Annotated in this window: 24 protein-coding genes; 8 read left to right on the forward strand and 16 right to left on the reverse strand. The window is 70.6% G+C overall.

Annotated elements, in window-relative coordinates:
• Nucleotides 1–28: 28 nt before the first annotated feature.
• Nucleotides 29–325 (forward strand): biotin/lipoyl-binding carrier protein, encoded by a 297-nt coding sequence (locus tag A6A08_RS28310; RefSeq protein ID WP_199867005.1) that lies wholly within the window; start codon nucleotides 29–31, stop codon nucleotides 323–325.
• Here the strand turns inward: A6A08_RS28310 and A6A08_RS20345 are convergent.
• On the reverse strand, nucleotides 286–1,026 hold the full coding sequence (locus A6A08_RS20345) for a GntR family transcriptional regulator (RefSeq protein ID WP_073704217.1): 741 nt from the start codon (nucleotides 1,024–1,026) through the stop codon (nucleotides 286–288). The two genes, A6A08_RS28310 and A6A08_RS20345, sit on opposite strands and share 40 nt — an antisense overlap.
• 144 nt (nucleotides 1,027–1,170) lie before the next feature.
• Between A6A08_RS20345 and A6A08_RS20350 the strand changes: the two genes are divergently transcribed.
• Nucleotides 1,171–2,715, forward strand: coding sequence for a sensor histidine kinase (locus A6A08_RS20350; RefSeq protein WP_073704218.1), 1,545 nt, complete (start codon nucleotides 1,171–1,173; stop codon nucleotides 2,713–2,715).
• A gap of 102 nt (nucleotides 2,716–2,817) precedes the next feature.
• Here the strand turns inward: A6A08_RS20350 and A6A08_RS20355 are convergent, their stop codons facing one another.
• Both A6A08_RS20355 and A6A08_RS20360 read right to left on the reverse strand, forming a co-directional pair.
• A complete protein-coding gene (locus A6A08_RS20355; protein WP_073704219.1) occupies nucleotides 2,818–3,075 on the reverse strand; it encodes a WhiB family transcriptional regulator in 258 nt (85 codons plus the stop codon).
• Between the two features lie 301 nt (nucleotides 3,076–3,376).
• Nucleotides 3,377–4,309: a diacylglycerol kinase family protein gene (locus tag A6A08_RS20360; RefSeq protein ID WP_073704220.1), complete on the reverse strand. Its 933-nt coding sequence runs from the start codon at nucleotides 4,307–4,309 to the stop codon at nucleotides 3,377–3,379.
• 74 nt (nucleotides 4,310–4,383) lie between these two features.
• On the opposite strand from A6A08_RS20360, the gene A6A08_RS20365 reads away from it, so the two are divergent.
• Nucleotides 4,384–4,773, forward strand: coding sequence for a hypothetical protein (locus A6A08_RS20365; protein WP_073704221.1), 390 nt, complete (start codon nucleotides 4,384–4,386; stop codon nucleotides 4,771–4,773).
• A gap of 35 nt (nucleotides 4,774–4,808) precedes the next feature.
• On the opposite strand, the gene A6A08_RS20370 is transcribed toward A6A08_RS20365, so the two are convergent.
• The 7 genes from A6A08_RS20370 to A6A08_RS20400 all read right to left on the reverse strand — a co-directional run bounded on the left by A6A08_RS20370 (nucleotide 4,809) and on the right by A6A08_RS20400 (nucleotide 10,243).
• Nucleotides 4,809–5,567, reverse strand: coding sequence for an RNA polymerase sigma factor SigF (locus A6A08_RS20370; RefSeq protein ID WP_073704393.1), 759 nt, complete (start codon nucleotides 5,565–5,567; stop codon nucleotides 4,809–4,811).
• 41 nt (nucleotides 5,568–5,608) lie between these two features.
• The gene (locus A6A08_RS20375) at nucleotides 5,609–6,034 is read right to left on the reverse strand and encodes an anti-sigma factor (RefSeq protein WP_026122713.1); all 426 of its coding nucleotides are present in this window, start codon (nucleotides 6,032–6,034) and stop codon (nucleotides 5,609–5,611) included.
• 125 nt (nucleotides 6,035–6,159) lie between these two features.
• Complete coding sequence (locus tag A6A08_RS20380) at nucleotides 6,160–6,651, reverse strand: GNAT family N-acetyltransferase (protein WP_073704222.1); 492 nt, start codon at nucleotides 6,649–6,651, stop codon at nucleotides 6,160–6,162.
• A gap of 80 nt (nucleotides 6,652–6,731) precedes the next feature.
• Entirely contained in the window at nucleotides 6,732–7,319 is a 588-nt protein-coding gene (locus tag A6A08_RS20385; RefSeq protein WP_073704223.1) for a class I SAM-dependent methyltransferase, read from the reverse strand.
• Between the two features lie 164 nt (nucleotides 7,320–7,483).
• Nucleotides 7,484–8,314, reverse strand: a complete 831-nt coding sequence (locus tag A6A08_RS20390; protein ID WP_073704224.1) for an amino acid ABC transporter ATP-binding protein — start codon at nucleotides 8,312–8,314, stop codon at nucleotides 7,484–7,486.
• A complete protein-coding gene (locus A6A08_RS20395; protein WP_073704225.1) occupies nucleotides 8,311–9,276 on the reverse strand; it encodes an amino acid ABC transporter permease in 966 nt (321 codons plus the stop codon). Before A6A08_RS20395 ends, A6A08_RS20390 begins: the two co-directional genes overlap by 4 nt.
• 40 nt (nucleotides 9,277–9,316) lie before the next feature.
• Nucleotides 9,317–10,243, reverse strand: a complete 927-nt coding sequence (locus A6A08_RS20400; RefSeq protein WP_073704226.1) for an ABC transporter substrate-binding protein — start codon at nucleotides 10,241–10,243, stop codon at nucleotides 9,317–9,319.
• A 353-nt stretch (nucleotides 10,244–10,596) separates the two neighbouring features.
• Here A6A08_RS20400 and A6A08_RS20405 point away from each other — a divergent pair, with 353 nt between their 5' ends.
• On the forward strand, nucleotides 10,597–11,820 hold the full coding sequence (locus tag A6A08_RS20405; protein ID WP_073704227.1) for an NADP-dependent malic enzyme: 1,224 nt from the start codon (nucleotides 10,597–10,599) through the stop codon (nucleotides 11,818–11,820).
• Nucleotides 11,821–11,926: 106 nt separating this feature from the next.
• On the opposite strand, the gene A6A08_RS20410 is transcribed toward A6A08_RS20405, so the two are convergent.
• Nucleotides 11,927–12,946 (reverse strand): PadR family transcriptional regulator, encoded by a 1,020-nt coding sequence (locus A6A08_RS20410; protein WP_073704228.1) that lies wholly within the window; start codon nucleotides 12,944–12,946, stop codon nucleotides 11,927–11,929.
• Nucleotides 12,947–13,798, reverse strand: coding sequence for a DUF4097 family beta strand repeat-containing protein (locus A6A08_RS20415; RefSeq protein ID WP_073704229.1), 852 nt, complete (start codon nucleotides 13,796–13,798; stop codon nucleotides 12,947–12,949).
• A gap of 221 nt (nucleotides 13,799–14,019) precedes the next feature.
• Here A6A08_RS20415 and A6A08_RS20420 point away from each other — a divergent pair, with 221 nt between their 5' ends.
• Entirely contained in the window at nucleotides 14,020–14,562 is a 543-nt protein-coding gene (locus A6A08_RS20420; RefSeq protein ID WP_083609201.1) for a hypothetical protein, read from the forward strand.
• Nucleotides 14,563–14,686: 124 nt separating this feature from the next.
• On the opposite strand, the gene A6A08_RS20425 is transcribed toward A6A08_RS20420, so the two are convergent.
• Complete coding sequence (locus A6A08_RS20425) at nucleotides 14,687–14,866, reverse strand: DUF6104 family protein (RefSeq protein WP_073704231.1); 180 nt, start codon at nucleotides 14,864–14,866, stop codon at nucleotides 14,687–14,689.
• A gap of 127 nt (nucleotides 14,867–14,993) precedes the next feature.
• Nucleotides 14,994–18,650, reverse strand: coding sequence for a multifunctional oxoglutarate decarboxylase/oxoglutarate dehydrogenase thiamine pyrophosphate-binding subunit/dihydrolipoyllysine-residue succinyltransferase subunit (locus A6A08_RS20430; RefSeq protein WP_073704232.1), 3,657 nt, complete (start codon nucleotides 18,648–18,650; stop codon nucleotides 14,994–14,996).
• A gap of 531 nt (nucleotides 18,651–19,181) precedes the next feature.
• Between A6A08_RS20430 and A6A08_RS20435 the strand changes: the two genes are divergently transcribed.
• Nucleotides 19,182–19,556 (forward strand): BlaI/MecI/CopY family transcriptional regulator, encoded by a 375-nt coding sequence (locus A6A08_RS20435; protein WP_199866999.1) that lies wholly within the window; start codon nucleotides 19,182–19,184, stop codon nucleotides 19,554–19,556.
• A 48-nt stretch (nucleotides 19,557–19,604) separates the two neighbouring features.
• Here A6A08_RS20435 and A6A08_RS20440 read toward each other — a convergent pair whose 3' ends face one another.
• A complete protein-coding gene (locus tag A6A08_RS20440) occupies nucleotides 19,605–20,690 on the reverse strand; it encodes a suppressor of fused domain protein (RefSeq protein WP_073704234.1) in 1,086 nt (361 codons plus the stop codon).
• 197 nt (nucleotides 20,691–20,887) lie between these two features.
• On the opposite strand from A6A08_RS20440, the gene rlmN reads away from it, so the two are divergent.
• On the forward strand, nucleotides 20,888–21,985 hold the full coding sequence (gene rlmN / locus A6A08_RS20445; RefSeq protein ID WP_073704235.1) for a 23S rRNA (adenine(2503)-C(2))-methyltransferase RlmN: 1,098 nt from the start codon (nucleotides 20,888–20,890) through the stop codon (nucleotides 21,983–21,985).
• Between the two features lie 31 nt (nucleotides 21,986–22,016).
• Nucleotides 22,017–22,490: a hypothetical protein gene (locus A6A08_RS20450; RefSeq protein ID WP_073704236.1), complete on the forward strand. Its 474-nt coding sequence runs from the start codon at nucleotides 22,017–22,019 to the stop codon at nucleotides 22,488–22,490.
• Between the two features lie 26 nt (nucleotides 22,491–22,516).
• On the opposite strand, the gene A6A08_RS20455 is transcribed toward A6A08_RS20450, so the two are convergent.
• Nucleotides 22,517–23,365, reverse strand: coding sequence for an alpha/beta hydrolase (locus tag A6A08_RS20455; protein WP_073704237.1), 849 nt, complete (start codon nucleotides 23,363–23,365; stop codon nucleotides 22,517–22,519).
• Nucleotides 23,366–23,481 lie beyond the last annotated feature (116 nt).

Raw genomic sequence — 23,481 nt, forward strand, 5'->3', positions numbered from 1 at the left:
TTCGGGAAGGGGGCACCCCACGGCGCGGATCCACGCCGAGACGGTCGCCGGCGTCTTCGAGCCCCGGGACGCCGGGGGCGACCGGGTCGAGGCGGGGGACGCCCTGCTCCTGCTGGAGTCCATGAGGATGGAGATCCCGGTCCCGGCCGGGGAGGCGGGAACCGTGTCCCGCGTCGCCGTCGCCAAGGGCGGCGTCGTGCGGAAGGGCGGCCTCCTGGCCGTCGCCGGGTGGCGGCGGGGAGCCGCGGCGCCTCGCGGGCGCTCCCCGCGCCGACCCGCCGTCCGTCAGTCCATGGGGGGACGCAGGCGTGTGACGAACTTGTAGCGGTCCCCCCGGTACAGCGAGCGCACCCACTCCACCGGGTGCCCGTCACCGTCGAAGCTGTGCTGGCAGTGCAGCACCAGCGGCAGGCCCACGTCCACGCCCAGCAGGCGGGCCTCGTTGGGGGTGGCGAGGACGGTCTCGATCGAGGCCTCCGCCTCGGCCAGGGAGACGTCGTAGGCGCTCACCAGAGCCTCGTAGAGGGAGGCGTAGCGGTCCAGCTGCCGCCGCAGGCCCGGAAAGCGCCGTGCGGCCAGGTGGGCGGTCTCCACGGCCATCGGCTCGCCGTTGGCCAGCCGCAGCCGCTCGATGCGCAGCACGCGTCCGCCGGAGCGGATGGCCAGGAGCTCGGCGAGCTGGTCGTCGGCGTTGATGTAGCTCACGTCCAGGATCCGCGTGGCGGGGTGCAGGCCGTGCGCGCGCATCTCCTGGGTGTAGCTGGTGAGCTGGAGGATCTGGGCCACCTTCGGCTTGGCCACGAAGGTGCCCTTGCCCTGGATGCGCAGCAGGCGGCCCTCGACCACCATCTCGGTGAGGGCTTGGCGCACCGTGGTCCGCGAGGTGCCGAACTGCGCCGCCAGGGCACGCTCCGGAGGGACCGGGTTGCCCGCGGCCATGGCCTCGATCAGCTCCAGGAGCTGCTTCTTCACCTGGTAGTACTTCGGCACCCGGGGGTTGCCGTCCAGTGTGCGCTGACCAGTCATCAGTCTCCTCCGCCGAGTTCCGCGCTTGCCACACACACCCCTCCGGTGTGGCCGGCACGGCGGGTTCGCGGCCGCCGATTGGTGTGGACCACTGGTCGAGTGCGTATCTCTTGAGTATGCACGCCTTCATGGGATGATTTGTGAGTGCCTCACCTCAGCGATCTCATCAGACGCCACACGTCCCTCAAGCAGGCCGACCTGGAGTGGATCCACTCCCTGGTCTCGGACTGGCAGCTCCTGGCCGACCTGTCCTTCGCGGACCTCGTGCTGTGGGTGCGTCTGCGCGAGGACGACGGCTGGGTGGCGGTCGCCCAGATGCGTCCCACCACCGGACCGACCGCCTTCCAGGACGACCTGGTCGAGACGGTCCTGCGCGACGACATGACCGATGTCACATCCCGTTCCGCACCGCGCGTGGTCGGGCGCAGGGCCCTCATCGACCGGGCCTGGGAGGAGGGCCGCATATGCCGTGACGGCGACCCGGACTGGTCGGGCGGCGTCCCGGTGCGGGAGGAGACCATCCCGGTGCGCCGCCAGGGCAGGCTCATCGGGATCATCCAGCGCAGCACCAACCTCAGCTCGGCGCGCACGCCCAGCCGCCTGGAGCTCACCTACCTCCAGAGCGCGGGCGACCTGGCGCAGATGATCGCCGAGGGCGCCTTCCCGTTCAGCGACCAGGGGCCGCTGATGGTGCGCTCACCCCGGGTCGGCGACGGGCTGCTGCGGCTGGACCAGAACGGCGAGGTGGTCTATGCCAGCCCCAACGCGCTGTCCGCCTACCGCAGGCTCGGGCTGACCGCCGACCTCGTGGGCGCCCGCCTGGACCGCACCACGCTGGAGCTGTCCGCGCCGGGGGAGGCGCGCGACGAGGCGCTGACCTACACGGCGAGCGGCCGTGCGCCGCAGGAGGCGGAGGTGGACGCGCGCGGGGTCACCGTGCAGTTGCGCGCCATCCCGCTGGTCATCGACGGGGTGCGGATCGGCGCCCTGGTGATGGTGCGCGACGTCACCGAGCTGCGTCGCCGCGAGCGCGAGCTGATGACCAAGGACGCCACCATCCGGGAGATCCACCACCGGGTGAAGAACAACCTGCAGACGGTGGCGGCGCTGCTGCGCCTGCAGGCGCGGCGCCTGGACGTGCCCGAGGCGCGGGCCGCGCTGGACGAGGCGGTGGGCCGGGTCGGCTCCATCGCGATCGTGCACGAGATGCTCTCGCACACCCCCGACGAGGTGGTGGACTTCGACGACATCGCCGACCGGGTGATGCAGATGGCGGCCGAGGTGTCCTCGACCGGCAGCGCGGTGGTGCCGCGCCGGATCGGCGGGTTCGGCCTGCTGAACGCGCTGGTGGCCACACCGCTGTCGATGGTGCTGGCCGAGCTGGTGCAGAACGCGGTGGAGCACGGGCTGGGCCAGGGGCCGGGCCGGATAGAGGTGCGGGTGCGCAGGTTCGACGCCGTACCGGGCAGTTCGGGACCGAGCAGCCTGGAACTGGCCGTCTCCGACGACGGCGGGGGGCTGCCCGAGGACTTCGACCTGGAGGGGACCACGAGCCTGGGCCTGCAGATCGTACGGACCCTCATCGTGGGCGAGCTGGGGGGAACCCTGGCGATCAAGCCCAAGGAGAGCGGGGGGACCGAGGTGGCGATCACCCTGCCGCTGGAGCACGAGGAGGGGGAGGTGCCCTGAGGGGGTCCCGCCGGGCGGTCGGCCCCGCCGGGAGCGGACCGCCTCCGGGCGGCCCCCGTCCTCGGGGCGCGCCCGCCGCGTGTTCGGCCGGAAGGGGGTGTGTCAGCTGCGGACCATGGTGCGGTACGCGCTGCCGCGGCGCTTCTTGAGCATACGGCGCTCGTCCTCGCTGGTACCGCCCCAGACCCCGCCGTCCTGGCCGCTCTCCAGGGCCCACTTCAGACATGCGGAGCTGACCGGGCAGCGCTGACAGACCGCCTTCGCCTCCTCGATCTGGATCAGGGCAGGGCCGAAGTTTCCGATGGGGAAGAAGAGTTCGGGGTCTTCGTCACGGCAGGCTGCGTCATGGCGCCAGTCCATGCGGTCCACTCCTCACGGTGAGGCGATCGGGGGCTTGTGAAGCTTTTCACGATCGTGCGCGTGTCAGGATTGTGCGGAGGGCGCCCGATGGGTGGGGCCCATCGAGGGTGATCCAGGCCGGGGTGGTCCGGGTTTCATCCCACGGCCATGTGGGAAGCGCCCAATTAACTCGCCCGTAACTCGCGGCGATATCTTGAGCGTGACAGGATCGAACGACCCATGCAAGAGCTCACGAGGCCGAAGGTCCTGTTCGGCGTGTCGGGTGCGTCACAGTGCCTGGGAATGGCCTCTTCCGGCGCAATTAACAGATGATTCGTAATGCCTTCGGTACAGACTGGAAGTTGACCTGTTGACGGTCTCCCAGGTATTCACCGTCGATTTGGAACGCCCTGGGATGGGACGACGTGATCTGGAGAGAGTCCTGGTCATGCCAGGTCACGTAGCCGTCCCCCCGGCCCGGGAGGCCTTTGGGGAAGAACATTTGGGAAAGGATCCAGCCGGTGAGCGCGGGCGAGGAGTGGGTCAGCGCGAAAGCGTCCAGTCCCAGCTCGAAACGCGAGGACGGGGTCGGTTGAAGCGGGAGCGCCCCGGCGTAGGTCCAGGGCGTGGTGTTGGTGACGATCGCGAAATACGCCCCGACAAGGGACCTTCCGCGGCTGACCACGCTTAGTGACGGGTCCCGGATATCGCCCTGGAAGAACAGCTTCACCGCCACTTCCGCGTACAGCGCCGGGGTGGCCCTGCGGCCCTGCGCGCGCTCGTTCTCCACCTGTTGGACCACGTCGGCGTCCCAGCCGAAGCCGGCACAGAAAGTGAAGTAGCGGTCGTCCTGGTCGCTGGTGATCCGCCCGAGGTTGATCTCGCGCTCGCGCCCCTCCCGGAGAGCCTCCAGGACCACGCCGGTGGCCTCCACCGGGTCGCCGGGCACGCCGAGGGAGCGGATGAAGACGTTGGCGCTGCCGCCGGGGATCACCGCGTAGCGCGGGCGCTTGAGCTCCTCCGGGGTGGCCAGGAGCCCGTTGACCACCTCGTTGACGGTGCCGTCGCCGCCGAGGCTCAGCACCAGCTCGTAGCCGTTCTCGGCGGCCTCGCGGGCGAACTCTCCCGCGTGGTCGCGGTACTCCGTCGCGGCGACGGTGACGTCCAACTCCGACGCCAGGGCGCCCAGGATCACCTCACTCGTACGCGAGGTGGTCGTGGTCGCCTGGGGATTCACGATGAAAAGGGCGCGCACCGGGCCAGTCTAGGTGTTCGTTCCGCCCCGGGGGGCGGGGGGAGGGCCGCCCGGAGCGCGTATAGGCTCGTCAGGTGTCCTCTCGTCCCGTCACCATCGTCATCGCCGCCGCGCTGGAGGCCCTGACCGGACTGGCCGCGGCGGCCGGCGGCCTCTACAGCCTCCTCAACGCCGTCAGCGGCCGTGCCCTCGACCTCACCAGCGCGATCCCCCTGGCCGCCCTGGGCCTGGGTGTGGGCGCGCTCCTGGTGTTCGCCGCCCGCGGGCTCTGGCAGCTGAGGAACTGGGCGCGGACGCCGGTGTTCCTCACCCAGCTCTTCCTCGCCGTGGTCGCCTACTACATGTTCACCAGCCAGCAGTACGTGTACGGCGCGGTGCTCCTGGGCGTGGCGGTGTGCGCCGCGGCGGCGGTCCTGTCACCGCCGACGACCGCGGCGCTCTTCCCCGAGGAACGGGAGAGGTAGCGCCGCGGCCGTCCGCGGAAGGGACCGTCCGCCGGTCAGTCGTCGGTGGTCAGCGCCTGGCGCAGCTGCGCCAGGGTGCGGGCCAGCAGCCGGGACACGTGCATCTGGGATATCCCCAGCTCCTGGGCGATCTGTGACTGGGTCATGTTGCCGAAGAAGCGCAGCAGCAGGATGCGCTTCTCCCGGGGCGGGAGCTGCTCCAGGAGCGGTTTGAGCGACTCCCGGTACTCCACGCCCTCCAGGGACTCGTCCACGATGCCCAGGGAGTCGGCCACCGCGGGGGCGTCCTCGTCCCCGCTGTCGGGCGCGTCCAGCGACACCGTCGAGTAGGCGTTGGCGGACTCCAGGCCCTCCAGCACCTCCTCCTCGGACATCTGCAGGTGCGCGGCGAGCTCGGCGACGGTCGGGGAGCGCCCCTCCCGCTGGGACAGGTCGCTGACCGCCTTGGTGAGCGAGAGCTTCAGCTCCTGCAGGCGGCGGGGTACCCGTACCGCCCAGCCCTTGTCGCGGAAGTGCCGTTTGATCTCTCCGACGATCGTCGGGGTCGCGTAGGTGGAGAACTCCACCCCGCGGTCCAGGTCGAATCGGTCGATGGACTTGATCAGCCCGATCGTGGCCACCTGGGTGAGATCGTCCAGCCACTCACCGCGGTTGCGGAACCGGCGGGCCAGGTACTCCACCAAGGGCAGGTGGAGCTCCACCAGTTCGTCGCGGATCCGCCGGCGCTCCTCGGAGTCCGGGTCGAGCTCGCCAAGGCGCTCGAACAACTCTCTGGCGCGGGCCCGGTCGGGCACCGCGTGCTCGGTCTTCGCTGTCAGAGCGGGCCCCCTCTCGCTCACGCCGACTCCAGGGTGCCGCGGCGTTTGTACAGGACGATGTGGACGCGGTCGTCCGGGCCGACCCCCGCGTCGACCTCCCCCGCCAGGGCGGACAGGACGGTCCAGGCGAAGGTGTCGCGTGCGGGAAGGCGCCCGTCGGCGGTGAGCACCGAGACGGATATGCGCATCCCCTCGGGGGTGAGTTCGAACTCCGTGGTCAGTTCCGTACCGGGCAGCGCCTGGGAGAGGAGCATCGCGCAGGCCTCGTCGACACCGATCCTCAGGTCCTCGATCTCGTCGAGGGTGAAGTCGAGCCGCGCGGCCAGACCCGCCGTCGCCGTCCGCAAGACGGACAAATAGGCGCTGTCCGCGGGCATGTTGACGGTGACAGCGTCCCGGACGCCGATGGCGTCGGCCGTGGGTACAGCGGTTTCTTCGGTCACGTCCCTCCTTCGGGGGGCGGGGTTGCCGCTTGAGAGCAATGTATCTGGTTTCACCCTGCCACCGCCGCAGGGAGAACGGATCGTGTCCGCACGATCTGGGATGAAAGCAAGACGGATGGCATGTCTCAGTCCTGTCCGGTACCCAGTGCGGCCAGCGCGTCGCCGTCCAGGCGGCGGACCGTCCACCCGTCCATCGGCTGCGAGCCCAGGGACTCGTAGAACCGGATCGAGGGTTCGTTCCAGTCGAGCACGGACCACTCCAGGCGCGAGTAACCGCGTTGCACGCAGATGCGCGCCAGGGTCCGCAGCAGGGCCAGCCCGTGTCCCCGGCCGCGCGCCTCGGGGCGCACGTACAGGTCCTCCAGGTGGATCCCGTGCCTGCCGGTCCAGGTGGAGTAGCTGCGGAACCAGAGCGCGAACCCGACGACGGGGGTGTCCCCGTCGTCGCCCCCGTGCTCGGCCACGTGGGCGAACACCGCCGGTTCGGGGCCGAAAAGGGCCGTGCGCAGGTCCTGCTCGGTGGCCACGGCCGCCTCCGGCTCCTTCTCGTACTCGGCGAGCTCCCCGATCATCGCGTGGATGACGGGAACGTCGTCGGGACGGGCAGGACGGATCATCGGACCACCTCGGAGCGGGGACAGCGTCCCTTTCAGGGTATGCGCTGGACCGGAGGTGTCTCGCGGCCGGAACGGGCCGCTCAGGGACGGTGGGCGACCACCCGCTCGACCAGCCCGAGGAACAGGCGGTCGTGGTGGCCGACCTGGAACCCCACCTCGGCGGCCACGTCCCGGGGCAGGCGGCGCGGGTGCTCGCGGCGTTGTTCCAGGAGCCGTCCGGGGAAGCCGGCGTACTCGACGTGGTCGACCATCAGGAGCCTGCCGCCCGGCACCAGCACCCGGTACATCTCCGCCAGGGCGCGGTGCTGGTCGGGGACGGCGCACATGGCCAGCGTGCACACGACCGTGTCGAAGCTCTGGTCGGGAAAGTCCAGCGCCTGCGCGTCGCCCTCCAGGAACCGGGCGGCCATCCCCAGCCCCTCGGCCCTGCTCCGGGCGCGGTCGAGCATCTCCGGGCTGAGGTCGATGGCGGTGAGGCGGACCTGGGGCGGGTAGTGGGGCAGGTTCCGGCCCGTTCCGACCGCCACCTCCAGGGTCCGGCCCCGGGCCCCCGCGCACAGGATCTCGCGTGTGCGGCGCATGGCGGGGCTCTGGAGGCGCTCGCCGTGCTCGCAGTAGGAGGCCATGCGGTTCCAGCGCCTGCGTGTGTGCTCCGTGCGCGCGTCCATGTCCCTCCCCGGGCGGTTCCTACCCCATGACTCTGGGCGTACGCCACCGTGCGGTCAAGAGTTCCGGCGGCGTTTCCCGGACCGGCCGCGGGGGCCGCGCGACGCCGGTGCCCCGTACCCCGCGGCGGGGGTGCGGGGCGCCGGCGGAGCAGTGCCGTGCCTGGTCAGAGCACCTTGGACAGGAAGGTCTGGGTGCGCTCGTGCTGTGGGTTGGAGAGCACCTCCGAGGGCGCTCCCGACTCCACCACCATGCCGTCGTCCATGAAGACCAGGGAGTCGCCGACCTCGCGGGCGAACCCCATCTCGTGGGTGACGACCATCATCGTCATCCCGCCCTCGGCCAGGTCGCGCATGACGTCCAGGACCTCGCCGACCAGTTCCGGGTCCAGGGCGCTGGTGGGTTCGTCGAACAGCATCAGCGACGGCTCCATGGCCAGCGCGCGGGCGATCGCCACGCGCTGCTGCTGGCCGCCGGAGAGCTGCTCGGGGTAGGCGTCGGCCTTGTCCGGCAGGCCCACCCGCTCCAGCAGGTCCATGGCCCTGGCGGCGGCCTCGGCCCTGGGCTTGCGCTTGACCTGCACGGGCGCCTCGGTGATGTTGCCGAGGACGCTCAGGTGCGGGAACAGGTTGAACCGCTGGAAGACCATGCCGATGTCGCTGCGCTGGGCGGCGATCTCGTTGTCGCGCAGCTCGTACAGCCGTCCGCGCCTTTGCCGATAGCCCATCAGCTCGCCGTTGACCCACAGGCGGCCCGCGGTGAGCTTCTCCAGGTGGTTGACACAGCGGAGGAACGTGGACTTGCCGGATCCGGACGGGCCGACGATGCACATGACCTCACCGCGCTTGACGTGCAGGTCGATGCCCTTGAGCACCTCCAGGCGGCCGAAGCTCTTGTGCACGTCCTCCGCCACGACCAGCGCGTCGACGGGCGGCTCGGTGCCCCCGACCGCCTCCACGGCGGCCCCGTCCCGGCTCTGCTCGCTCAGCTCGCTCATCTGTGCGCCCCTCCGACGATGCGGTTCCGGATGCCGCCCTGCTGTTCCGGGTTGAACCTGCGCTCGATGAAGTACTGGCCGACCATCAGCACACTGGTGATGGCCAGGTACCACAGGCACGCCGCGACCAGCATCGGGAAGATCTGGTAGGTCCGGGCTCCGATGGCCTGCAGCTGGTAGAACAGCTCGATGGTCACCGGCACGTACGCCAGCAGCGCGGTGTCCTTGAGCATGGCGATGGTCTCGTTGCCCGTGGGCGGGATGACCACCCGCATCGCCTGCGGGAGGGTGATCCTGCGCAGGACCCTGCTCCGGCTCATGCCCAGCGCCTGCGCGGCCTCGGTCTGGCCCTTGTCCACCGACTGCAGGCCCGCGCGGATGATCTCGGCCATGTAGGCGCCCTCGGACAGCGACAGGGCGAGCAGGCCCGCGGTGTAGCCGCTGAGCACGGTGCGCGTGTCGATCTCGAAGAAGCGGGCGTCGCCCTCCAGGCCCAGCCACGCCATCCAGTAGTTGTCGAAGGGCAGACCGAGCTCGACGGTCTGGTACAGGATGGCGATGTTGCCGAAGAGCACCGCCAGCACCAGGCGGGGCACGCCCCGGAAGAACCAGGTGTACAGCCAGGAGACGGACACCAGGACGGGGTTCCCCGACAGCCGCATCACCGCCAGGACGATGCCCAGGACGATGCCGATGACCATCGACAGCACGGTGGCGCTGAGGGTGATCCACACACCGCGTACGACCGGCTCCGAGAACATGTGGTCGAGCATGAACGGCCAGTTGAACGCGTCGTTCGTGAACAGCATGTGCACGAACATGGCCGCGAGGACCAGGATGGCACCGGCGGCGATCCACCGTTCGGGATAGCGCACGGGGACGGCGGTGACGGGATCGGACGAGCGGTCCGGGGTCGAGGTCTTCGACACCGGACCGCTCACCGGTTCGGTCGGTGAGGACACGGGTCAGTCTTTCGCTCGGTGGGTGGCGGTGGAACTCGTCCTACTCCGAGAGCTCGGGGTTGACCTCGGCGGTCTCCAGTCCGCCTGCGTCCACCCCCCACTGCTCCAGGACCTCGGCGTAGGTGCCGTCCTCCATCAGGGCGTTGAACGCGGCGGCGACGGCCTCGGCCAGCTCGTCGTCGTCCTTGTGGGTGAGGATGCCGTAGGGGGCGGCGTCGTACTGCTCGCCGACGAACTCCAGGACGCCCTCGCCGGTCTGGTCCAGCGCGTACGCGGAGGTCGGCATGTCGGCGAGGGAGGCGTCGTTGACACCGGAGACCACGGTCTCGGTGGCCAGCGGCTGGCTCTCGAACTTCTGGATGGTGATGGCCTCTTCGCCGGCATCGACACAGGCCGCGCTGCGCTCCTCGATGTCGGTGTCGTGGGTGGTGTTGGACTGCACCGCGATCCGCATGCCGCAGGCGTTGTCGGGGTCGACGTCCTGGGGGTTGCCCTGCTGGGCGAACCACTGGGTGCCCGAGGAGAAGTAGCTGATCATGTTGACCTGCTCCATGCGCTCCTCGGTGACGGTGAAGGAGGAGGAGCCGAGGTCGTAGGTGCCGGTGTCCACACCGATGATGATGGAGTCGAAGGCGGTGGGCTCCCACTCCCCCTCCAGGCCGAGCTTGCCCAGGGCGGCGTTGAGGAGATCCACGTTGAAGCCCTGGACGGTCTCGCCGTCCTCCTCCAGGAACTCGCCCGGGGGATAGGAGGCCTCGACGCCGATCGTGACGGTCCCGGCCTCGGCGATGTCGGCGGGGACGAGGGCGGCGAGCTCCTCGTCGGCCTCGACGGCGGGCGCCTCGGGCGCGGCGGTCTCCTCGGTGCTCCCGCCGTCGCCGCCACCGCAGGCGGACAGCGCCAGGACGCCGGCGAGGGAGAGGGCGCTGAGGGAGAGCGGCGCGGACAAGGGCTTGTGCAGGACCATCGTGGTTGTCTCCTTCGGGGGCGCGTAGCGCCTGGTCGGAGGCGGGTTCGTGACCTCACCGCCCGAGCCATAACGACATTCAGGACATTATGCTTCAAAAGCTGATAAGTCGGTGCTGTCTCATCGTGCCGACCCGCGATTTTCCTGTGGTCACCGTTGTGAGAGGATTGCGTAACGGGTCATCCCCGTGAGAGCGACCGCGCAGTAACTCGCATAGGAGTCCAGCGAAGAACGACTCTCCCCGGCGACACCACCGGTCATGGCCGACCGGCGCCGAGGAGGAGTCCCCCTAGCACCTTCACGTCTTCGCGCGCGGTTCGCACCACTGCCGGTCCGTCCCGCCGTCATGGCCGATGGCAGGGTGGAACACGCAAGACCTTGAGGGGTTTGAAGTAGTGACCACCGTTTCGCGTTCCCAGAACCTGGATGAGGACCCCGCCTTCGCGCTGCACCGCGGGGGCAAGCTCCACGTGACCTCGTCCGTCGACGTCCACGACCACGAGGGGCTGTCCCTCGCCTACACCCCCGGTGTCGCCCGCGTCTGCGACGCCATCGCCGAGTCCCCCGAACTCGTCGGGACCTACACCTGGAAGAACAACCTGGTCGCCGTCGTCACCGACGGCACCGCGGTCCTGGGCCTGGGCGACATCGGCCCCGAGGCCTCCCTTCCGGTCATGGAGGGCAAGTCGCTGCTGTTCAAGCAGTTCGGCGGCGTCGACTCCGTGCCGATCGCGCTGGGCTGCACCGAGGTCGACGAGATCGTCGAGACCGTCGTGCGCATGGCCCCCTCCTTCGGCGGGATCAACCTGGAGGACATCTCCGCTCCCCGCTGCTTCGAGATCGAGCGCCGGCTGCGCGAGCGCCTGGACATCCCCGTCTTCCACGACGACCAGCACGGCACCGCGATCGTCACCGTGGCCGCCCTGCACAACGCCGCCCGGTTGACCGGGCGCACCCTGGGCGACCTGCGCGTCGTGGTCTCCGGCGCGGGTGCCGCGGGCGTGGCCGTCACCAAGATGCTCATCGACGGCGGGATCGGCGACATCGCCGTGGCCGACTCCAAGGGCATGATCCACGACGGCCGCGAGGGCCTGACCCCGGTCAAGCAGGAGCTGGCCTCCATCAGCAACAAGGCGGGGCTGAGCGGGTCCATCGAGAGCGCGCTCGCGGGCGCCGACGTGTTCGTCGGCCTGTCCTCCGGGGAGGTCCCCGAGTCCGTGGTCGCCACCATGGCCGAGGACGCGATCATCTTCGCGATGGCCAACCCCAGCCCGGAGGTGCACCCCGACGTCGCCCGCAGGTACGCGAGCGTCGTCGCCACCGGGCGCAGCGACTTCCCGAACCAGATCAACAACGTGCTGGCCTTCCCCGGCGTGTTCCGGGGCGCCTTCGACGCGGGTGCGACGGACATCACCGAGAACATGAAGCTGGCCGCCGCCACGGCGCTGGCGGACCTGGTCGGGGACGATCTGTCCGCCGACTACATCCTCCCCAGCTCCTTCGACGAGCGGGTGGTCCCGGCCGTGTCCGCCGCGGTCGCCGCCCAGGCCCGTGAGGACGGCGTCGTCCGCCGCTAGAGGCGCGCGAAGGGGGCCCGGCACCACTCGGTGCCGGGCCCCTCGCCTTCCGCCGGGCGGTGTCCGGGGACGCGCCCCTGCGGCGTCCTCCGGGCACATCGCCGGACTACCTGTCGTCGCCGGTGTCGTCGACCGCCTGGCTCCACGGGTCGCCGCCGGAGGGCGGCGCCGACCGCGGCCCGGGCTTCTCCCCGGGACCGTCGGCGGCGGGCTTGCCACCGGCTCCCTCCGCGGGCCGCTCGGCGGCGGGCTCCTCGGCGGAGGGCCCGGCCCCGGTGCCTCCCTCTCCGGAGGCGGCGGGCCCGCCGGCGGTCTCCGGGCTCTCCTCCGGGCGGTCGGAGGGCGGACCCCAGTGCCTCAGGTCCCGGCGGATCACCTCGACCGTGTCGTCCAGGATGCGCCGCAGGTCGTTGGCTGCGGCCTCGCCCACGTGGCCCGCCTCGCGGAACGTGTCGCGCACCCGGTCGCCGAAGTCGCGCAGCGCCCGCTCGAACTCCGGGGCCTGCGACGCGCGCTCGGAGTCGCCCCGGCCCCAGGCGGCGCCGAAGGAGCCGAGGCCCTGGGAGAAGCGCTCCCACTCGCGGGCCCACCGCGAGCCCTCCTCGCAGCCCTGCTTCCCGTGCTGGTCACGGTGCTCCCCGGACGGCTCCCCGGCCTCCCTGGCCTCCCCGGCCTCCTCGGAGGCCCGGGAGCCCTCGGAGTCCCCGGGGTCGCGCGGGGCCTCCCCGGACTCGGGGCGGCGCGTCCCACCGGAGGAGAACTTCAGCTCCTCGCGCAGCGAGCTGATGGTCGCGCGCACGTCCTGCTTGACCGCGCGGGCGATGTCGCGCACCGAGTCGGTGATCTCCCGCTCCAGGTCGTCCAGGTCGCCGCTGCGCTCACGCAGTTCCTGGCGGCCCTTGTCGGTGAGGCGGTAGACCTTGCGGCCTCCCTCCTCGGTGTGGGTGACCAGCCCCTCCTCCTCCAGCCGCGCGAGCCGGGGGTAGATGGTCCCGGGAGAGGGCGAGTACACCCCGAGGAAACGGTCGCGGAGCAGGCTGATGATCTCGTAACCGTGCCGCGGGCTCTCGTCCAGCAGCTTGAGCAGGTAGAGCCGGAGTCTTCCGTGGCCGAAGATGGTGCTCATTCAGGCCCCCTCGGGAATCGCGGCCGGCGACTCGGGCGCGCGCCGCAGCAGCGCGGCCCGGCCGGACGCGGAGTTGATGGTGATGGACGCGGGATCGACACCGCTGCCGATCTTCCCGCTCAGGACCGTCCTGGCCGGGGCGCTGCGGCGGTCCAGACCGAAGTCGGACTCCACCGGTGCCTTCGCGGTGCGCAGCTCCACGGCCGCCGAGGTCTCGGAGGGCACCCGCAGGGCGATCTCGCCGGAGACCGAGTTGAGCCGGACCCGCCCCGCCGGGGCGATGTCGGTGTCGGCCAGCAGCTGCCCGGAGACGGTCTTGGCCTTCAGCGCGGAGAGCCGCCCGCCCGCCACCGCCAGTTGGCCGCTGACGCTGTTGAACCGGAGGGCGCCGTGGGGGTTGCGCACGGCGGTGCTGCCCGAGACGGTGCCGATCTCGGTCTCACCCGCGGTGTCGTCGAGGGTGATCTCCCCGGTGGCGGTCCGCAGGTGGCTGCGGGCGCTGAGCCCTGCGGCCACGATCGACGCGCCGACCGTGCTGACCTCGACCGGGCAGTCCTTGGGCAGCCGCAGGTTCACGGTGGCCTTGCGGTTCTGCACGCCCTTGTAGCCGCCGAGCTGGGCGGGGCGCAGCCGCTCCAGGAGCCCCTGGCTGGTGAGGTCCTCGTAGTGGATGGTGAGGATGCCCGCCTCCTGCGTGACCAGGAGGGGTTCGCCGACGATGTCGGTGACCTCGAAGGTGACCGGGTCGTCGGTGGGAAGGATGTTGACGTGGCCCCCGATGATCCGGACCCGCAACGCGACGATGCCGTCCAGTGTCTGGGTCATCGGCCTGTCGATGGTCCAACGTGCCATCGTGTGACCCCTTTCGCTCGCTCCGTGTTCTCACGATATGTCGCGTATCGGGGGAACTCAAGATATGTCGTGGATTTGCGGGTCGGTTCAGGGGGACCTCCGGGCGAACCCCGAGGCGTTCCTCCACCACGCTCAGGGCCGGGGAGAAGGTCTTCGCAGGTCCGTGCTTGAATGGCTGGTCGGCCCGACCGGGCCGACCGTACGACCTGGAGAAACCGAGAATGCACCATCCCCCGGAGCCCTCCCTCCTCTCAGAGGAGCCGATCCCCCTCGGAGCACCACCGCCGGCCCGCCCCCCGATGCCCCGCTCCCTCAGGTTCCTGCGCGTCATGTTCAGCCTCTGGGGCACCATCTCCGCGCTGGCCGCCCTCCTCTACGTGTTCCTGCTGCTGAGCCTGTACGTGTACACCCCGCCGAACTTCGAGGAGTGGCTCAGCGCCAAGGGCTTCTTCGTGGCCGAGCTCTGGGTCATGCCGTTCGTGCACGGTCTCAGGGCGGTCTTCTACGCCGTCGGCGCGGTCCGGCTCGGCAGGGGAGGGCGTACCGGTCACAGGTGGGCGCTCGTCGCCGTGTACGTGGAGGCGGGAGCGGTCGTGTCCGGCACGCTCCTGAGCGTGCTCGTGCTCGGCGTCGTCTCGGTACTCGACCTCATCGCCGTGCTGCTCGTCACCGAGGTGTCGCTGGTCTTTCCCGGGCTCCTCCTCCTGCTGCTACCGCTTTCCCTGCACTCCAGCCGGGAGTGGTTCCGCGCGACCGGCGGCTGACCCGGCCCCGGACACGCGGGAGGGGCCCGGGTCGTGGTGACCCGGGCCCCTCCTCGCCTCCCGCCACGGCCTCGCACACCCGGCTCGGGGCGGTGCCCCTCACCGTCCGTGCCGTGAACGGTCCCTACTCGTCGTCCTCGTCGTCCAGCCGGGCCAGCCAGGTGGCCAGCCGGTCGACCGGGGTCTCGAACTCGGGGTTGATGTCGGTGAACGCCCGCAGCTGCTCGGCGAGCCAGGCGAAGCTGACCTCCTCGTCGCCGCGGCGGTTCTCCAACTCCTCGATTCCGCGATCGGTGTAGTACACGCTGCTCCTCCTACGTGCTCACGAGCTCGCACCGGGGCTCGGAGCGCGAAGAACCGGGCCCTTCGGCGTCGCCGGCGGTGCCGACTCCTCCCGCAGGGCCCGGTACGCTCCTCGCTTCCCGCCTGCGTCAGTCGGCGGGCGGGAACACCGTGTCCACCAGGGCACGCTGCTCGGCCTCGTGGCGCTTGGCCGAACCGGCCGCGGGCGCGGAGGAGGCCGGACGCGAGATCCGGGTGAACGGCCGGTCGAGCTGCTCGGAGAAGACCAGCGCGACGAAGGGCCACGGGCCCATGTTCGCCGGCTCCTCCTGCACCCACAGGACCTCGCCCGCGTTCGGGTAGGCCCTGAGCTGCTCCCGGATCTCCTCGATCGGCAGCGGGTAGAGCCGCTCCGTCCGGATGATCGCGGTGTGCTTGTCACCGCTCTTGCGGCGAGCCGCGTCCAGCTCGTAGTAGACCTTGCCCGTGCACAGCACCACGCGGCGCACCTTGTCCGGCGCGATCGAGTCGTCCGTGATCAGCGGCTGGAAGTGGCCCGTGGTGAAGTCCTCGGCGGCCGAGGTGGCGGCCTTCAGGCGCAGCAGCGACTTGGGCGTGAACACCACCAGCGGACGCTGGAACGGCGACTTGGCCTGCCAGCGCAGCAGGTGGAAGTAGCTCGCCGGGGTGCTCGGGTAGGCCACCGTCATGTTCTCCTGCGCGCACAGCTGCAGGAAGCGCTCGATGCGCGCGGAGGAGTGGTCCGGCCCCTGGCCCTCGTAGCCGTGCGGCAGCAGCAGGGTCACGCTGGAGCGCTGGCCCCACTTCTGCTCTCCCGCGCTGATGTACTCGTCGATGACGGTCTGGGCGCCGTTGACGAAGTCGCCGAACTGGGCCTCCCACATCACCAGCGCGTCGGGGCGGGTGAGCGAGTAGCCGTACTCGAAGCCCAGCGCCGCGTACTCGCTCAGCAGTGAGTCGTGCACGTGGAACCGGGTGATGCCGTCGTCGAACTGCTTGAGCGGCGTGTGGGTCGCGCCGGTCTCGCGGTCCATCAGCGTGGCGTGGCGCTGGCCGAAGGTGCCGCGCCGGGTGTCCTGGCCGATCAGGCGGACCGGGTGCCCGTCCAGCAGCAGGCCGCCGAAGGCCAGCAGCTCGCCGGTCGCCCAGTCGATGGCGTCGTTCTCGACCATCGTCGCGCGGCGTGACAGCTGGGGCGCCAGCCGCGGGTGCGGGGTGAAGCCCTCGGGCAGCGACACCTGGGTGTCCACGATCCGCTTGACCGCCTCGGTGCTGATCGCGGTCTCGACCGCGGTGTGGTCCAGGCGGCTCTCGGTGAACACCTCGGGCTTGACCACGGCGCCCGGCTCGATCGGCTTCTTCTCGACCTCGCGGGTCTCGGTGAAGGCCCGTTCCAGCTCGGACTGGTAGTCGCGCAGCGCCGACTCCGCGTCCTCCACCGTGATGTCGCCGCGGCCGATGAGGGCCTCGGTGAACAGCTTGCGGGTGGAGCGCTTGGCGTCGATGACGTCGTACATCAGGGGCTGGGTGAACGCCGGGTTGTCGCCCTCGTTGTGACCGCGGCGGCGGTAGCAGACCAGGTCGATCACGACGTCCTTGTTGAACGTCTGCCGGTAGGCGAAGGCCAGGTGCGCGACCCGGACCACGGCCTCGGGGTCGTCCCCGTTGACGTGGAAGATCGGCGCCTGCACCATCCGGGCCACGTCCGTGGCGTAGACGCTGGAGCGGCTGTCGTCCGGCGAGGTGGTGAAGCCCACCTGGTTGTTCACGATGACGTGCACCGTGCCACCGGTCCGGTAGCCGCGCAGCTGCGACAGGTTCAGCGTCTCGGCGACCACGCCCTGCCCGGCGAACGCGGCGTCGCCGTGGATCAGGATCGGCAGCACCGTGAAGCCCTGCGGGCCCTTGTTGAGCACGTCCTGCTTGGCGCGCACGATGCCCTCGGCGATCGGGTCGACCGTCTCCAGGTGGGAGGGGTTGGCCGCCAGCGAGATGCGGATCCTGTCGCCCTCGCGGGTCTCGAAGGTGCCCTCGGTGCCCAGGTGGTACTTGACGTCGCCCGAGCCGTGGGCGCTGCGGGGGTCGAGGTTGCCCTCGAACTCACCGAAGATCTGCCCGTAGGACTTGCCGCAGATGTTGGCCAGCACGTTCAGGCGGCCGCGGTGGGCCATACCGATGACGGCCTCGTCCAGCTCGGCCCTGGCGGCCTTGGAGATCACGCCGTCCAGCAGCGGGATCAGCGACTCGCCGCCCTCCAGGGAGAAGCGCTTCTGACCCACGTACTTGGTCTGCAGGAAGGTCTCGAAGGCCTCGGCGCTGTTGAGCCGGTGCAGGATGTGCAGCTGCTCGTCGCGGTCGAGCTTCTCGTGGTCACGCTCGACGTGCTTTTGGATCCACTCCCGCTCCTCCGGGCTCTGGATGTGCATGTACTCGATACCCACCGTGCGGCAGTAGGTATTGCGGAGCACGCCCAGAACGTCGCGGAGCTTCATGACCTGCTTGCCGCCGAAGCCCCCGGTCGGGAACTCGCGGTCCAGGTCCCACAGGGTCAGGCCGTGTTCGAGCACGTCCAGGTCGGGGTGCTTGCGCTGCTCGTGGTCGAGGGGGTTGGTGTCGGCCATCAGGTGGCCGCGCACGCGGTAGGCGTGGATCAGCTCCTGGACCCGGGTGGCCTTGTCGAGCTGGGTGGCCTTGTTGACGTGGATGTCCTGCACCCAGCGCACCGGCTCGTAGGGGATGCGCAGCGAGTTGAAGATCTCGTCGTAGAAACCGTCCTCGCCCAGCAGCAGCTGGTGGATCCGGCGCAGGAACTCGCCGGACTGCGCACCCTGGATGATGCGGTGGTCGTAGGTGGAGGTCAGCGTCATGACCTTGCTGATGCCCAGCTCGGCCAGGGTGTCGGAGGAGGCGCCCTGGAACTCGGCCGGGTACTCCATCGCGCCCACGCCCAGGATGGTGCCCTGGCCCGGCATCAGGCGCGGGACCGAGTGCACGGTGCCGATGCCGCCGGGGTTGGTGAGGCTGATGGTGGTGCCCTGGAAGTCCGGCACGCCCAGCTTGTTGTTGCGGGCCTTGCGGACCAGGTCCTCGTAGCCGCTCCAGAACTCCTTGAAGTCCATCTCGTCGGACTTCTTGATGGAGGGGACGACGAGCTGGCGCGAGCCGTCGGGCTTTTGCAGGTCGATCGCCAGTCCGAAGTTCACGTGCTCGGGCTTGGCGACGCCGGGCTTGCCGTCGACCTCCACGTAGGAGTGGTTCATCTCCGGCAGGGACTCGAGGGCCTTGACCATCGCGTAGCCGATGAGGTGGGTGAAGGAGACCTTCCCGCCACGGCCGCGCCGGAGGTGGTTGTTGATGACGATCCGGTTGTCGAAGAGCAGCTTGACCGGCACCGCGCGCACACTCGTCGCGGTGGGCAGCTCCAGGCTCGACTCCATGTTGGTCGCGGTCCGCGCGGACGCTCCGCGCAGGCGCTCCTGCTTGACCTGGAGAGCCTCGTCCTTGCTCTCCTCTTCGTCCTTCTTGCCGCTCTGCTTGGAGGCAGGGGCGCTGGGGGCACTCGGCTTCTTCTTGGGTGAGGAGGCCGTGGGGGCCTTCTCAGCCTGCGCCTTCGCGCCGCCCCCACCCTTCACACCAGCAGTCTCCGCGGGCTTGTAGTCCGCGAAGAAGTTCCACCAGGCCTTGTCAACGGAGTTCGGGTCGTTCAAGTACTTCTGATAAAGCTCCTCGACCAACCACTCGTTGGGACCGAAATCTGTCAGGGGTTGAGACGCCTCAGACGACACGGCGGAGATCGCCCACTTCCGCAGCTCGCTTGTGAATGTGTAGGAAGACGGGTGGCTGCTGGCAAGGCGGCTCAAAGGAACGTGGGAGCTGTCCCGCGCATGCGGGAAGCATCTGCCCTGGCCAGCACTCGTCGGTTACCAGGCTACTTGTAGCGGCCTGCCCGCGGGGAACGCGTGCGTTGACGAAACTAGGAGATAGGTAACAATCTTTCACATCTACGTTGCCTCTACGTGTGGGTAACCAATCCCAGAGTAGCAGCAGTGTCAGTTTTGTGGTGATTTAAGGCGATTTGAAGGTGTGAAGACACTGGCCGCCACCGGCCATGCGGAGTGTGGCGTGTAACACGGCGTGCCGACGGAAACCCGCCCGCCGCCTCTTTCCCGTGTGTCCTGGGGCCGTTCGCAGGCGAAACGCCGGTGACCGATGCCGAGGATGTACGGATCTGTGCGCTCTTCGGCGTTCGCCCACGCCGGAGGCCCCGCCCTGCCTACGATCTCCGGGACGAGCACAACCGAGGGCGGGGGATACCCATGAAGGGGCTGGGGGAACTGGAGGCGGCCATCATGGACGCGCTGTGGCGGTCCGACGAGCCGCTTTCGGTGCGCCGGGTCCGCGAGACCATGGTCTACGACCGGGAGGTCGCCTACACGACCGTCATGACGGTCGCCAACATCCTCTTCCACAAGGGACTGCTGGACCGGGAGAAGAGCGGACGCGCCTGGATGTACTGGCCGCGCGAGTCACACGCCGAGTACACGGCCCGGATGATGGACGAGGTGCTCAACACCGGCCCGGACCCCGGTGCGACCCTGCTGAGCTTCGTGGAGCGCTTCAGCGACGAGGACATGGCGCATTTCCACCGCCTCCTGAGCCAGGCCCGGGGCCGCCGGGGCGTCCCGAGCTAGGCGCCCGCCCCCAGGGGTGTGGACGGAGCCTCCCGGGTCGGTGCGCACCTATCCCAGGACCCAGCTGCGCCCCTCGGCGGCCAGTTTCTCCACCAGGGTGGCGCTGTCGTGCTCCTTGGCGAACAGGTGCTCGGGGCGGGTGATCGGCACGATCCACAGCCACCGCACGGGATCGCCGTGGAAGGAGAGGCCGGAGGTGTCCGGAGGCCGGTGGTCGGGGCGGGTGACCAGGGGAGAGGGGTCCTCCAGCAGCAGGACCGCGCCCGCGTCGCCGCGCATGGCCCGGTCCTCGGGGTTGTCCAGCCACTTGACGGTGTGCCCGGTGCCGAACCAGGTCACCGCCCGCCAGGGGAAGGCGCCGATCCACCGGAAGACGCGGGCGGCGTGGTGCGCGGGCATGGTCGTGGCCAGGGCCAGCTCCACCCGGGCGTACCGCGAGGTGTCGGCCATGTAGCGGTCCAGGGTCGGCATCCGCTGGCCGCACATGCCGACGGTGGACAGCACCGTGAACGGGCGCTCCGCGGTGGGCGGGCGCTCCGAGAGGCGCAGCAGCGGCGGGTGGCCGTCGGACACGTCCCAGTAGTGGCCGGGCTCTCCCACGTGCCGGTTCAGGTGGCTGAGCACGGTGCGCTGCACGCTGCGCCAGGCGCCCGAGGCGCGCCGCCAGTCCCAGTAGGCCTCGGCGTGGACCACGCGAGGCCACAGCTGGTCGCGGACCGGGTCCAGCTCCCAGGCGTAGGCGCTGCGGCCGATCGCCTCACGTGCGTACCCGAGCAGGCCGCTGTCGGCCTCGGCCCAGCCGGGGATGACGGCGAGCAGCCCCTCCCCGTCCACGAGGGCGACCCCGTCGCCCTCCTCGAACCACACGGCGCGCAGGCGGTCGGGGTCGAGCCGGGGCAGGCCCTGGGGGTGCTTGGTGTAGGCCTCGGGCATGAGCGGGGCCCGGCCCTCGTACAGCCCGCCGGACTCGCTGGTGCGGGGGGCGATCTCGTGGTTGGCCAGCCACACCGGGACGCGGATGCGGCCGCGCGCGTCCAGCAGGTAGGCGGCCGTGGTGTGGGAGTCGCACTCGACGACGACCCTGCGGCTCTGGTACGGGCTGATCTCGTCGAGAAGGACGTCGATCCCTGTCACCGGCCCTCCCACACGCCGATCCCGGTCGTCGCGATCCGGCGGACCCGTCCGGTCCGTCCACGCAGTGCGTAGAATCGACGGTAGTGCCCTGACAGGCGGAGCTGCAGCGCGGCGGCGTATAGGTCGTATAACGACCCGGGTCGCCGCGGTCCCGCGCCGGGCGCAAGACCACCGACTCCACTTCCTACGGACTGTCTATGCCCGCCGAGCTCACCTTCGTCGCGCCCCGCCGCGCCAAACCGCCCCGGCACCTGGCCGACCTCAGCCCCGAGGAGCGGGCCGAGGTCGTCAGCGAGCTGGGGGAGAAGCCCTTCCGAGCCAAACAGCTCGCCCAGCACTACTTCGGCGCCCTGGAGTCGGACACCGCGGCGATGACCGACCTGCCCGCCTCCTCCCGGGAGCGGCTGGGCGAGGCGCTGCTGCCCACCCTGCTCACCCCGGTACGCCACATCACCTGCGACAACGGGATGACCCGCAAGACCCTGTGGAAGGCCTTCGACGGGGTGCTGTTCGAGTCGGTGCTCATGCGCTACCCCGACCGCGTCACCCTGTGCATCTCCTCACAGGCCGGGTGCGGCATGAACTGCCCGTTCTGCGCCACCGGCCAGGCGGGCCTGACCCGCAACCTGTCCACCGGAGAGATCGTCGAGCAGGTGGTCGCCAGTGCCCGCGACCTGGCGCGCGGCGAGGTCGCCGGCGGCCCGGGCCGGATCAGCAACATCGTGTTCATGGGCATGGGCGAGCCCATGGCCAACTACAAGCGCGTGCTGCAGACCGTGCGCCGCATCACCGACCCCGTCCCGAACGGCCTCGGCATCTCCCAGCGCGGCGTGACCGTGTCCACGGTCGGCCTGGTGCCCGCGATCAACAAGCTCATCGACGAGAGGATGCAGGTCCGCCTCGCGATCTCCCTGCACGCCCCCGACGACGAGCTGCGCGACGAGCTGGTGCCGATCAACACCCGCTGGAAGGTGGAGGAGGTCCTGGACGCGGCCTGGCGCTACGCCGGAACCACCGGCCGCAGGGTCTCCATCGAGTACGCGCTGATCAAGGACATCAACGACCAGGCGTGGCGGGCGGACCTGCTCGGCGAGCTCCTCAAGGGGCACCTGGTGCACGTCAACCTCATCCCGCTCAACCCCACCCCCGGGTCCAAGTGGACGGCCTCGCGCCCGGAGGACGAGCGCGAGTTCGTCCGCCGGCTGCAGGCGCACGGGGTGTCGGTCACCATCCGCGACACCCGCGGGCAGGAGATCGACGGGGCGTGCGGGCAGCTCGCGGCGGCCGAGAACTGACCGGCGGCCGGACGCGGCCCGGGGGAGCGGCGTGACCGAGACCGTGCTGGCCTTCGCGGTCGCCCTCGTCTCCGGGGCCGTGCCGGTCGTCAACATCGAGGTCTACCTGGTGGGCGCCGTCCTCGCGGTGGACGACGGCGCCCTGGCCGCGATGGCGGTCGCGGCGGGGGCGGGGCAGACGCTCGGCAAAGTGCCCTACTACTACGCTGGCCGCGGGTCGCTCTCGGTTCCGTGGATCCGGCGCCGGGCGCGGACCCCGGGCAAGTGGGCCGTGCGTGCCGAGGGCTGGCGGCGCAGGGCCGAGGAGCAGCCGGTGTGGGGCGCGGGCCTGCTGGCGCTGAGCTCCTTCGCGAGCGTTCCGCCGTTCATGGTGGTGTCCGTACTGGCCGGGGTGGTGCGGATGAACGTCGGGCTGTTCTGCGCGGTCACCTTCCTCACCCGCACGGCGCGCTTCCTCGTCGTGGTGTTCGCCCCCGCGTGGGGGCTGTCCTTCCTGCCGGGCTGACGGCGGTCCGGCCTGGCGGCACGGGCTCACCGGACGCGGTCGGCCAGGCGGGTGAACGCCGCCACCACCTCCGGCCCGTACACCATCTCCGCGTCGTTGTGCCCGGCGCCCTCCACGACGACCTCCTCGACCAGGTCCGGGCTGGCCCCGGCCACCTCCCTGCTCTGCTCCACGGGCACGATCGTGTCGGCCTCACCCATCGCGACGGAGGTGGGCACGTCGACCTCCCCGATGGTCTCGGCCACCGGGTAGGTGTCGCGCAGGAGCGCACCCGGCACGAACGGGTAGTGCACCCGGGCCATGTCGGCCAGTGAGCTGAACGGCGAGCGCAGGAACAGCCCGGCGGGCGGGCGCTCGGCGGCCAGGCCGACCACGACGGCGGCGCCGAGGCTCTCGCCGAAGTAGAGGGTCTCTTCCGGGCCGTGGCCGCGCTCGGCCAGGGCGTCGGCGGCCGCCCGCGCGTCCGATGCCAGGCCCTCCTCGGAGGGGGCGCCGGGATTGCCGCCGTAGCCCCGGTAGTCGAACAGCAGCACCGAGAAGCCCTGCCCGGACAGCGCGCGGGCCAGCGGCGCCCGCGTCCGGCGGTTTCCCGCGTTGCCGTTGGCGACCAGGACCGCCGTCCCGCGGTCCCCGTCACGGGCGGGGACGTACCACGCGCCGAGTCCCAGCCCGTCGTCCGTGTGCAGGCGTACGTCCTCCGCGCCCTCGACCACCTCCCCGGCGGAGGGCGGTTCACCGCCCGTCGGAAGGTAGATGAGTGAGCGCTGCAGGCCCCACACGAGTCCTCCCAGCAGTACGAGCACGACGACGGCGGCGGCCGCGGCGACGGCGCGGCGGAGGGGCCGCCGGGGACGCTCCCCGTCCGTCACGGTCATGACGCGGCCCCCTCCCGAAAGCGGTCCGCCGTGTGGATACCCGCCTCTCCCGGCCGTTCACCCGACTTTCCCGGGGCGGTCCGGTCAGGCGTCCGGCGGCTCCGGCGGCGGGGCCT

It is taken from the genome of Nocardiopsis sp. TSRI0078 (assembly GCF_001905145.1).
In the GTDB taxonomy this organism is placed as follows: domain Bacteria; phylum Actinomycetota; class Actinomycetes; order Streptosporangiales; family Streptosporangiaceae; genus Nocardiopsis.

Excerpts from the sequence above, each read along its gene's own strand:
- A6A08_RS20455 (WP_073704237.1), bottom strand. The coding sequence starts at position 23,365 with ATGACCGTGACGGACGGGGAGCGTCCCCGGCGGCCCCTCCGCCGCGCC.
- A6A08_RS20415 (WP_073704229.1), bottom strand. The coding sequence starts at position 13,798 with ATGGCACGTTGGACCATCGACAGGCCGATGACCCAGACACTGGACGGC.
- A6A08_RS20410 (WP_073704228.1), bottom strand. The coding sequence starts at position 12,946 with ATGAGCACCATCTTCGGCCACGGAAGACTCCGGCTCTACCTGCTCAAG.
- A6A08_RS20355 (WP_073704219.1), bottom strand. The coding sequence starts at position 3,075 with ATGGACTGGCGCCATGACGCAGCCTGCCGTGACGAAGACCCCGAACTC.
- A6A08_RS20400 (WP_073704226.1), bottom strand. The coding sequence starts at position 10,243 with ATGGTCCTGCACAAGCCCTTGTCCGCGCCGCTCTCCCTCAGCGCCCTC.
- A6A08_RS20345 (WP_073704217.1), bottom strand. The coding sequence starts at position 1,026 with ATGACTGGTCAGCGCACACTGGACGGCAACCCCCGGGTGCCGAAGTAC.
- rlmN (WP_073704235.1), top strand. The coding sequence starts at position 20,888 with ATGCCCGCCGAGCTCACCTTCGTCGCGCCCCGCCGCGCCAAACCGCCC.
- A6A08_RS20435 (WP_199866999.1), top strand. The coding sequence starts at position 19,182 with ATGAAGGGGCTGGGGGAACTGGAGGCGGCCATCATGGACGCGCTGTGG.
- A6A08_RS20405 (WP_073704227.1), top strand. The coding sequence starts at position 10,597 with ATGGCAGGGTGGAACACGCAAGACCTTGAGGGGTTTGAAGTAGTGACC.
- A6A08_RS20420 (WP_083609201.1), top strand. The coding sequence starts at position 14,020 with ATGCACCATCCCCCGGAGCCCTCCCTCCTCTCAGAGGAGCCGATCCCC.
- A6A08_RS20380 (WP_073704222.1), bottom strand. The coding sequence starts at position 6,651 with ATGATCCGTCCTGCCCGTCCCGACGACGTTCCCGTCATCCACGCGATG.
- A6A08_RS20390 (WP_073704224.1), bottom strand. The coding sequence starts at position 8,314 with ATGAGCGAGCTGAGCGAGCAGAGCCGGGACGGGGCCGCCGTGGAGGCG.
- A6A08_RS20385 (WP_073704223.1), bottom strand. The coding sequence starts at position 7,319 with ATGGACGCGCGCACGGAGCACACACGCAGGCGCTGGAACCGCATGGCC.